The following is a 9,656-nucleotide window of genomic DNA, read 5'->3' as shown; positions in this document are numbered from 1 at the left end:
TTCAAGCACCCGGTATGCCGATAATCGAGCATTACAAACAATTACGGGTTAAGCAGGTTGTTGCATAGCTGCACAATTTGCTCGGTCTTGAGAGGCGCACCAAATGTTCCGGGTCTTCCAGCATCACATCTCCATCGCGACGCTGTCCGAGCTATTGGCGGACAGCCTGACCAGTTTTTTGGCGATCGTGCTGGGGGTCATGACCTTCATGCACATGTCCGGGACATCCCCCGATCTGGTTAGCATGTCCACCGCCTTGTGGGCCGGTTTGGGCTTTGCTTTCGTGATGCCCCTGCACTGTGGTCTGCTGGGCGTTTACCGCGAAGGCTCTGAGCGCAAGACCCCGCGCGCCAAATTGGGCCGCGCTTTGCTGGGTTGCCTGCTGGGCGCCCCCATTGCCTATCAATTGGCCATCAAAACCATGCTGGATGGCACCCAGGCTTACCAACTCATGGGGTTTGCCACGGCCTATCTGGTTTTTGGCCTGGTGGTGGTGCGCGGTTACCTGATGACCTCGTGGCGCAGCGCCTTTGTGCAGCAGCGCATCCTGATTGTTGGCACGGGCAAGGAAGCCCACTCTGTGGCGTCCGACTTGAAAGCTCGCCGCGTGCAAGGCCATTCGGTGATCGGTTTTTACCCTGCTGGCGAAGCCGACCATGGCGTCACCGACAAGCGTTTCAACATCTTCTCCACCGCCTTGTCGATCAAAGACATCATTCAACGCCATGAGATCAACCAGATCATCGTGGCCGTGAAAGAGCAACGTGGCGGCAGCGTGCCCATGGATCAACTGCTGTCTGCCCGCATTCAGGGCATTCCAGTTCTGGACCTGGCTGCTTTTTACGAGCAAACGACTGGCGAAGTGCCCGTGGACAGCTTGAAGGCCAGCTGGCTGGTGTACGGCCAGGGCTTTGCCCAGGATCGCACCCGCATCGTCATCAAACGCTTGTTCGACATCGTGAGTTCGTCTGCTCTGCTGCTATTGGCCTCGCCGATCATGCTGATCACGATGCTGGCCATCAAGCTGGAAAGCGAAGGCCCGATCATTTACCGCCAGGAGCGCGTGGGCCTGGGCGGCAAGATCTTCATGTGCCTGAAGTTCCGAAGCATGAGCACGGACGCTGAAAAAGACGGTGTGGCCGTGTGGGCCAAGAAAAACGATTCGCGCGTGACCCGCGTGGGCGCTTTCATCCGCAAGACGCGCATTGATGAACTCCCCCAGATCCTGAGCGTGCTCAAGGGCGAGATGAGCATGGTGGGCCCCCGCCCCGAACGCCCCACCTTCGTCGAACAGCTCAAGCAACAGATCCCCTATTACGACATTCGCCACAGCGTCAAGCCAGGCGTGACCGGCTGGGCCCAGGTCAAGTACAGCTACGGCGCCTCGCTGGAAGATGCGCTGCACAAGCACCAGTACGACCTCTACTACGTGAAAAACAACTCCTTGTTCCTGGACTTGCTGATCTTGTTCGAAACCGTCAGCGTGGTGATCTTCCGCGAGGGTTCGCAGTGAACATTCACTGAACTGACACCGACCCGCTTGAACAATGGCGCACCTTAGGGTGCGCCATTGTCGTTTTGCAGGACAATAGAGGGTTGCCCCGCGCGTACCAGAACCGGACAAGTCACTTTTCCGATCTCTTGTGACCGATTTTCAAGACGCCTCCATCACCACTGCTGCCATGCCCCGCTCGCGGATGAAGCTGGCATTGGCCTGGGCGCTTGGACTGGCTTTGCTGGGCTGGCTGTTGTCGCGCACGCCCATCGAGCCGGTCATTGAGGCCATCCAAAGACCCTCGATCACCATCTGGCTGATCACCTTGGGCGGGCTGCTGCTCAGCTATGGCTTGCGAGGTGCCCGGCTGCAGGTGGTGCTGAGCCTGGATGCCCTCCATGCGCCCCCCCGGCGCTGGCTGGGGTTGCGAACCGACGCCCTGCGAGTGATCCTACTTCACAACGCGGCAGTGAACTTGCTGCCCATGCGCGCGGGCGAACTGAGCTTTCCCTGGTTGGCGGCCCGGGAGTTGAGACTGCCCATGTCGCGCGCCTTGGTCACCCTGATGTGGATGCGGCTTCAGGATCTGGCGGTGCTGGCAGGCCTGGGCTTGGCCCTGTGGCCCGGACTGCCCTTGGCAGCCAGGCTTTGTGGCCTGCTGGGCCTGGTCTTGTGCTGGCACGGCGGGTGGTGGCTGTTGAGGCGGTGCTTGGCCCGTTCAACCCAAGCTGCCACGGGATGGCGAGGCCTGGCCCTCAAGCTCAAAGCTGCCATGCTGGAGCCCTCACACCACCGGCCTGCGGCCTGGGGCCTGACCCTGGCCAACTGGACACTCAAACTGGCAGCAGGAGCCACTTTGCTCAGCGCCATCAGCCAGATCAGTTGGTCGGTGGCCTGGGCGGGGGCCTTGGGGGGCGAACTGGCGGCCATTTTCCCGCTGCAGGGGCCGGCCGGCTTTGGCACCTATGAAGCGGGAGTGTGGGCTGGCGCGGCGGCCTTGCTGGAACGGCAGTCGCCCCTGTTGGCTCATGTGGTGGGGGCCGCCCTGGCACTCCATGTCTGCTTTTTGATTTGCGCGGTCTGTGCCGCATGCGTGGCAGCTTTGTTGCCACAAACCGCAGGCCAACCCAAGGCGCAAGGGGATTTGCCCCCGAGTCATCCCGGCTGAGCAAAATGGTTGTAGTTTGTTAGAAAGCGTGTTCATGAGTTCAGTGTCGACACCCTTCGTCGCTCCCTTGCCTGCTGTGCCAGACCACCATTTGTCCATCGTCGTGCCGATGTACAACGAGGTGGACAATGTCGTGCCGTTTGTGACGGCCGTCCATGAGGCCTTGGCCAACTACGCCTGGCCCTGGGAGCTCATCATCGTCAACGATGGCAGCCGTGATGGCACCCAGCAGGCCCTGGACGCCCAAGCCAAGCTCCGTGGTCCGCACGTTCGCCCCGTTCACTTGTGGCGCAACTTTCGCCAAACCGCCGCGATGCAAGCTGGCATTGATGCCGCCCGGGGCGATGTGATCGTGACCCTGGACGGCGATTTGCAGAACGACCCCAAGGACATCCCCGCCATCGTCGCCAAGCTGGTGAATGAAGACCTGGACCTGGTCGCGGGCTGGCGCCAGAACCGCCAGGACGGCTTGTTCCTGCGCAAGGTGCCCTCGCGGATCGCCAACCGCCTGATCCGCAAGATCACCGGTCTGGAGTTCCAAGACCTGGGCTGCAGCCTGAAGGCCTACCGTGCCAGCGTGCTCAAGCGCGTGCGGCTGTACGGTGAAATGCACCGCTTCATTCCCGCCTGGATGGCCACGGTCACCTCGCCCGCCCGCATGTCCGAGCTGGCGGTCAGCCACCACCCCAGAACACAGGGTGAATCCAAGTACGGTATTTCGCGCACACTGCGCGTCGTGCTGGATTTGATGGCGGTGAATTTCTTCCTGCGCTTCGCCGGTCGCCCCGGGCATTTTTTTGGCGGCGTGGGGCTGGGCGTGGGCTTGATCGGCAGCTTGATCCTGGGCTACCTGGGCGTGCTCAAGATGTTGGGTAACAACATCGGTGGGCGACCGTTACTCTGGCTGGGATTTTTCTGCGTGCTGGGTGGACTACAGTTTCTGACCACGGGCGTGCTGGCCGAATTGCTGATCCGCATTTATTACGATCGGGGCGAAGTGGCCCCCTATCACACGACTGAAGCGCCAGCCCAGGCCCCCGATCAGGGCTGGCATCGCCAGGCACAGGGCCTGTCCAAATCAAATTTGCCTCATCAACCATGAACACAGAGACGTCTGATCAAGCGACCGTCGCCCAGGACAAGCCCGCCGCCGTGGCCACGGCCGCACGGCCATCAGGTCAGCGCTGGCCCCGCCTGTGGGGGCCGCGCATGTGGAAATTGCTGGCGCTGGCCGTGGCCTTGACGCTCTACCGTTTCTGGGTGGTCAAGCACAGTGGCATTTCACTGTTCTTTGACGAGTCTCAATACTGGGACTGGTCGCGGCATTTGAGCTGGGGCTATTTTTCCAAGCCGCCATTGATCGCCGGCCTGGTGGGTTTGAGCACCAGCTTGTTCGGCTCCAGCGTGCTGGGGGTCAAGGCGCTTTCCATCTTGGTCTACCCGCTGACCGCGGTGGCCATGGTGGGCCTGGCTCGCGCGCTTTGGCCCACCAGCAGCGGTGTGCGCACCGGCATGGTGGCTGGCGCCTTGTTCCTGACCACCCCAATGGTGGGCTTGTTGGGCCTGGTGGCCAGCACGGATGGCCCCTTGATGCTGTGCTGGACGCTGGCAGCCTGGGCACTTTGGCGAGCCCAGGTGACCAACCGGCTGGGCCTTTGGGTGCTGTGTGGCGCCGTCGTCGGCGTGGGCATCATGGACAAATACACCATGGCCGCCTTCGGCTTGACCGCCGTGTGGGCGCTTTGGGGCGTGCACGGCCCCAAGCGCGGCCTGCTGCGCGTCGGCCCCTGGGCCGCCTTGGTGGTCGCGGCCGTCGTCGTGTCGCCCAACGTCTGGTGGAATGCCCAGCATGGCTTCCCCACCCTGCACCACACCGCCGAGTTGACCGCGCAGTCTGGCCGCCATGGTGGCTTGCTGCCGATGATCACGTTCGCGTTGGGACAGATCCTGATGCTGGGGCCGGTCACGGTGGTGGCCGCTTTGTGGCTGCTCAAGCAAGCCGCCAATCTGAGCAACGCCTCGATTCCGCCCAGCCAATGGGCCGCCTCCAGCCAGATGATGCCGCCAAGCCAATGGCGTCCTTCCAGCCCGGTGTTGCCACCCAGCCAGTTGAACATGCCAGGTGCACGCGATGCCGCCAGCGGTGATGGCCGCCCTCAGGCCATTCGCACCTCAGCCTACTACCTGGCGTCGATGTCGTCCTACCGCTTCTTGTGGGCGCTGAGCATTCCTTTGCTGCTGGTGGCACTGGCGCAAGCTTTCTACGCAGACGCCCATGTCAACTGGGCAGCCCCGGCCATGATCGGGTTGATCATGCTGGTGGCCTCACGTTTGAGCCAACCGCTGGTCCCTTTGGCGGCGCCGCGTCCCAACAAGTGGCTTGCTGTGGTTTTGATCAGCAACCTGGTCTTGACCAGCCTGGTGCTGCACGCCAAGGACTTCGGGGGCGACAACCTGCCTTCAAAGTACGACATCCTGGTGCGCATGCGCGGCTGGCAAGAAGCGTTTGACCAACTGGCCCCCGTCATGGAAGAGCCCACCATCGCCGGCCTGCCGGTGCTGGCCGACAAACGCCTGCTGCTGAGCCAGACGGCTTACCACTGGCGTCGTTTCAACCCGAAGGTGCTGGCATGGAACCCCAAAAACCTGCAAACGAACCACTACGAGCTCACGCAAAGCCTGAGCAACAAGGTGGGCCAGGACATGGTGCTGGTGACCGACGAGGCCGACCCCAAGGCCATCCTGCAACGTTTTGCCATTGTTCGCGAAATGAAAAGCGTCGTGGTGCCCACCGGAACCGACCGAAACCTGGCGCTGCATGTGTTTTTCCTGCGCGGTTTCCTGGGCTATGACGAAAAGTCTTACCTGGAGCAAAGTGGCGCGGCCACCCCCAGCAGTGACGAGTAACGTGGCGATTGAACGCGACGACGCGGGCGGAGAAGCCCGCTGGATCTGGGCTGTGCTGTTTTTCTGCGTGGCCGCCTTCGCCAAGGTTCCCAGCCTGGACATGATGGTGACGGGCCACTTGTACACGCCGGGCCTGGGCTTCATCCATGCCCACAATGCGCTGGTGTTGGCCTCGTACGACTGGACACCGTTGATTGGCCGAAGCATCCTGGCAGGGCTGGTGGCATTGGCTTTGCTGGGCCCTGTTCTGGCACGCCTGATGCACAGGCTGGGCTGGGAGGCATTGGCGGCGCAATGCCTGGGGCCATGGAGGCGCATGGCGGCGGTGGCGGTGCTTTGTGGCGTGTTGGGGCCCGGCTTGGTGGTCGAGGTCTGGCTCAAGAACACCGTGGGGCGACCTAGGCCAGTGCAGGTGACCGCTTTTGGGGGTGATCAACCTTTCCATGGCGTTTTGCAGCAAGGATCTGATCCCGCCACACACCGCAGTTTCGTCAGTAGTCATGCCGCTGCAGGATTCTGGCTGCTGAGCCTGGGGCTGACAGCTGGCCCCGTGTGGCGTCGGCGCTGGCTGCTCATCGGGCTGCTCGCTGGCAGCCTGATCGGTCTGGGTCGCATGATGCAGGGCGGGCACTTTCTGAGCGACATCATTTTTTCGTTTTACGCGGTCTGGATACCCTGTGTGATCATCGCGGCGCTGGATCGCCGCAGACACCAGGATCAATGACCTCATCGCCCCCACCTGGCACCATCTGGGCTAGCATGCCGGATCATTCCCTGATCCTTTTCTTCCGCGCACGATTGATTGCCGACCATGAGTTCTCCTGAGACCGTCGTCTACGACTACACCCGCCAGGACGCCACTGGCGCCAGTTGCACGGCCCACGCGTGGGCCAAGGTCCCAGCTCCCCTGAGCCCGCCACAGCGCGAAGCCGCCAAGGCACGCATCAAGCAATTGCTGGTGGAGCGCCAAGCCGTGCTGGTGGCCCACTATTACGTGGATGGTGATTTGCAGGATCTGGCCCTGGAAACCGGCGGCTGCGTCTCCGATTCGCTGGAGATGGCACGCTTCGGGCGCGACCATGAAGCCAAAACCCTGATCGTGGCCGGCGTGAAGTTCATGGGCGAATCAGCCAAGATCCTGAGCCCTGAAAAGCGCGTGCTGATGCCCGACCTGGACGCCACCTGCTCGCTGGACCTGGGCTGCCCCGCCGACGACTTCGCCAAGTTCTGCGATGCTCACCCGGACCGCAAGGTGGTGGTCTACGCCAACACCAGCGCCGCCGTGAAGGCACGGGCCGACTGGATGGTGACGAGTTCGTGCGCGCTGGCCATCGTCGGCCACCTGAAAGCGCAAGGCGAGAAAGTGCTGTGGGCACCCGACCGCCACCTGGGCCGCTACATCCAGGACCAGACTGGCGCCGACATGCTGATGTGGAACGGTGAGTGCATCGTGCACGACGAGTTCAAGGGCGTCGAATTGGCACTGATGCGCCAGCAATACCCCGATGCCCTGATCCTGGTGCACCCGGAGTCGCCCGAAAGCGTCGTGGCCCTGGCCGATGTGGTGGGCTCGACCTCGCAACTGCTCAAGGCCGTGGTCGAATCGAAGGCGCAGACCTTCATCGTGGCCACCGACAATGGCATCCTGCACCGCATGCGCCAACTGGCACCGACCAAGACGCTGATCGAGGCGCCCACCGCTGGCAATAGCGCCACCTGCAAGAGCTGCGCACACTGCCCGTGGATGGCGATGAACGCCCTGCAAGGCGTGCTCGACTGCCTGGAAAAGGGCACGGGCGAGATCACGGTCGATGAGGCCATCCGCATCGACGCCAAAGGCTGCATCGACCGCATGCTTGACTTCGTGGCGCGCAACCCTGCGGCCATTCAAAAGCCCGCCCAAGGCTTTGTCCCCAACATCGGTGCGGCCTGACATGTTTGACCACAACGAGACCCTGCTTGAAGCGCGCGAGCGCAACATCCGCGACGCCCTGTTCGAAGACGTCGGCGTGTGCGACTGGACCGCGCAATTGGTGCCCGCTGGCCAGCGAGTCAAAGCCCGCCTGCTGGTGCGTGAGCAAGCCGTGCTGTGCGGCCGAGAGTGGTTCGAAGGCTGCCTGTTCAAGCTTGACCCCGAGGCTAAGATCACCTGGGCTTATGACGAAGGCGCGCTGATGGCCGAGGGCACCGAGGTCTGCCTGATCGAGGCCGATGCACGCGCGCTGCTGACCGCCGAGCGCCCCGGCATCAACTTTGTGCAGACCTTGTCGGCGGTGGCCACACTGACGCATGTGCACATGCAGGCGATCGAAGGCGCATCGCCCAACCCGCGCGGCTGCGTGGTGCTGGACACGCGCAAAACCCTGCCCGGCCTGCGCCTGGCGCAAAAGTACGCAGTGCGCGTGGGCGGTGGCGCCAACCAGCGCCTGGCCTTGTACGACGGCATCCTGATCAAGGAAAACCACATCGCCGCGGCTGGCAGCGTCACCAACGCACTGCGCAATGCCCAGGCGCTGGTGGCCGCGCAGGCCCAGCCTTTGCGTGATCAGATCAGCATCCAGGTCGAGGTGGAAAACCTGGCCCAGTTGCGCGAAGCCTTGAGCGCTGGCGCCGTCAGCATCCTGCTCGACAACTTCGACCTGGACCTGATGCGTCAGGCCGTGGCGATCAACGAGGAATTGACGCAGGGCCAGGCTTTGCTGGAAGCCTCTGGCGGGGTGACGATGGACCAGTTGCGCGGCATCGCCAGCACGGGCGTGGACCGCATCTCGATCGGCAAGCTGACCAAGGACGTCAAGGCGGTGGACTTCTCACTGCGGGTGCTGGAGCGGCTGGGCACCTGAGCTGAGGGGATCGGCGGCGGACATAGTGCACAAAGCCTTGATTTGAAAAGCCGCCAAGGCCGTCTTCAAACAGGCCGGATGAGCCAAACTGGGCGGATCTTCAAGGACGAGGCCGCCCATGCCCGCTGATTTCTCATCGCTTCGCAACTATTTTGAACGCCAGGTCTTCGAGGCCGTGGTGGACATTGCCCACCAATACCCGCTGCTGACCGAAGAGCAACTGCCCGACGTGGCCTGCGTGGCGCTCAATCACCTGCCCACGCGCTACATCCGCCACGAGGTGGACCTGGCTTTCTACCTGACCGAGAAAGAGCGGTCCGACAACGAGATCGCCATTGCCGACGCCGTGCGCTATGCCTGCGAGTTCGTGCAGGCGCGCTTCGCGATGCGGGCACGCCGCTGAAGGCTCAAGCCCGTCAAATCAAGGCAACCAGGCGTCACGCTTCTTGGGCTTCTTGCTCAGGATGGTGGGGAAGCTGACCGGCAGCGTGCGCGGGTAGTCGCGGCTGTAGTGCAGGCCACGGCTTTCCTGGCGCGACAGGGCCGAGCGCACGATCAGCTCGGCGCAATCGACCAGGTTGCGCAGCTCCAACAGGTCGCGGCTCACGCGGAAGGCCGCGTAGTAGTCGTCGATCTCGCTGCGCAGCAATTTGATGCGGTGCAGCGCACGCTCCAGGCGGCGCGTGGTGCGCACGATGCCCACGTAGTTCCACATCACCAGTCGCAACTCGTCCCAGTTGTGCGAGATCACGACCTCTTCATCGGCATCCGACACCTGGCTTTCATCCCAGCCTGGCAGGGCTGGACCGGCGGGCGGTGTTTGCGATTCGATGTCGTCGGCGCAGGTGCGGCCCAGCACCACACATTCCAGCAAGGAGTTGCTGGCCAGGCGGTTGGCGCCGTGCAGGCCGGTGTAGGTGGTCTCGCCCACCGCGTACAGGCCGGGTAAGTCGGTGCGGCCTTGCAGGTCGGTCACCACGCCACCACAGGTGTAGTGGGCGGCGGGCACCACGGGGATGAACTGCTTGGCGATGTCGATGCCCAGGCTCAAGCAGCGCGCGTGGATGGTCGGGAAGTGCTCTTTCAGGAAATCTTCGCCCAAGTGCGTGGCGTCCAGCCAGACGTGGTCCAGGCCGTGCTTTTTCATCTCGAAGTCGATCGCACGGGCCACGATGTCACGTGGGGCCAGCTCGCCGCGCTCGTCATGCGAAGGCATGAAGCGCGTGCCATCGGGCAGGCGCAG

9 protein-coding genes are annotated in these 9,656 nt (G+C 62.9%); 8 read left to right on the top strand and 1 reads right to left on the bottom strand.

Annotated features, from left to right (window positions below; translation table 11 throughout):
- The first annotated feature begins 103 nt into the window (after positions 1-103).
- From Q7V20_RS24020 to Q7V20_RS23985, 8 genes are all read left to right on the top strand, one after another.
- Positions 104-1,513 carry a TIGR03013 family XrtA/PEP-CTERM system glycosyltransferase gene (locus Q7V20_RS24020; RefSeq protein ID WP_304796784.1) on the top strand — a complete coding sequence of 470 codons (1,410 nt, stop codon included), beginning with the start codon at positions 104-106 and terminating at the stop codon, positions 1,511-1,513.
- 130 nt (positions 1,514-1,643) lie between these two features.
- Entirely contained in the window at positions 1,644-2,663 is a 1,020-nt protein-coding gene (locus tag Q7V20_RS24015) for a hypothetical protein (RefSeq protein WP_304796782.1), read from the top strand.
- Positions 2,664-2,697: 34 nt separating this feature from the next.
- A complete protein-coding gene (locus tag Q7V20_RS24010; protein ID WP_304796779.1) occupies positions 2,698-3,765 on the top strand; it encodes a glycosyltransferase family 2 protein in 1,068 nt (355 codons plus the stop codon).
- Complete coding sequence (locus tag Q7V20_RS24005) at positions 3,762-5,570, top strand: glycosyltransferase family 39 protein (protein ID WP_304796776.1); 1,809 nt, start codon at positions 3,762-3,764, stop codon at positions 5,568-5,570. The genes Q7V20_RS24010 and Q7V20_RS24005 overlap by 4 nt, the downstream gene beginning before the upstream one ends.
- Before the next feature lies 1 nt (position 5,571).
- Complete coding sequence (locus Q7V20_RS24000) at positions 5,572-6,294, top strand: phosphatase PAP2 family protein (RefSeq protein WP_304796774.1); 723 nt, start codon at positions 5,572-5,574, stop codon at positions 6,292-6,294.
- An 87-nt stretch (positions 6,295-6,381) separates the two neighbouring features.
- Positions 6,382-7,503, top strand: a complete 1,122-nt coding sequence (gene nadA / locus Q7V20_RS23995) for a quinolinate synthase NadA (RefSeq protein WP_304796771.1) — start codon at positions 6,382-6,384, stop codon at positions 7,501-7,503.
- A 1-nt stretch (position 7,504) separates the two neighbouring features.
- Positions 7,505-8,413, top strand: a complete 909-nt coding sequence (gene nadC, locus Q7V20_RS23990; protein WP_304796770.1) for a carboxylating nicotinate-nucleotide diphosphorylase — start codon at positions 7,505-7,507, stop codon at positions 8,411-8,413.
- A gap of 118 nt (positions 8,414-8,531) precedes the next feature.
- A complete protein-coding gene (locus Q7V20_RS23985; RefSeq protein WP_304796768.1) occupies positions 8,532-8,816 on the top strand; it encodes a late competence development ComFB family protein in 285 nt (94 codons plus the stop codon).
- An 18-nt stretch (positions 8,817-8,834) separates the two neighbouring features.
- Here Q7V20_RS23985 and Q7V20_RS23980 read toward each other — a convergent pair.
- On the bottom strand, positions 8,835-9,656 hold an 822-nt coding region (locus Q7V20_RS23980), incomplete at its 5' end, for an FAD-binding protein (protein ID WP_304796767.1).

Origin of the sequence: Aquabacterium sp., assembly GCF_030652515.1 — a bacterium.
Taxonomy (GTDB): domain Bacteria; phylum Pseudomonadota; class Gammaproteobacteria; order Burkholderiales; family Burkholderiaceae_C; genus Aquabacterium.
This window is presented reverse-complemented; position numbering and strand designations above follow the sequence as displayed.

Bases quoted from the DNA above. Each gene is read 5' to 3' on its own strand.
- nadA (WP_304796771.1), top strand. From the start codon at position 6,382: ATGAGTTCTCCTGAGACCGTCGTCTACGACTACACCCGCCAGGACGCC.
- Q7V20_RS24020 (WP_304796784.1), top strand. From the start codon at position 104: ATGTTCCGGGTCTTCCAGCATCACATCTCCATCGCGACGCTGTCCGAG.
- Q7V20_RS24010 (WP_304796779.1), top strand. From the start codon at position 2,698: ATGAGTTCAGTGTCGACACCCTTCGTCGCTCCCTTGCCTGCTGTGCCA.
- Q7V20_RS24005 (WP_304796776.1), top strand. From the start codon at position 3,762: ATGAACACAGAGACGTCTGATCAAGCGACCGTCGCCCAGGACAAGCCC.
- nadC (WP_304796770.1), top strand. From the start codon at position 7,505: ATGTTTGACCACAACGAGACCCTGCTTGAAGCGCGCGAGCGCAACATC.
- Q7V20_RS23985 (WP_304796768.1), top strand. From the start codon at position 8,532: ATGCCCGCTGATTTCTCATCGCTTCGCAACTATTTTGAACGCCAGGTC.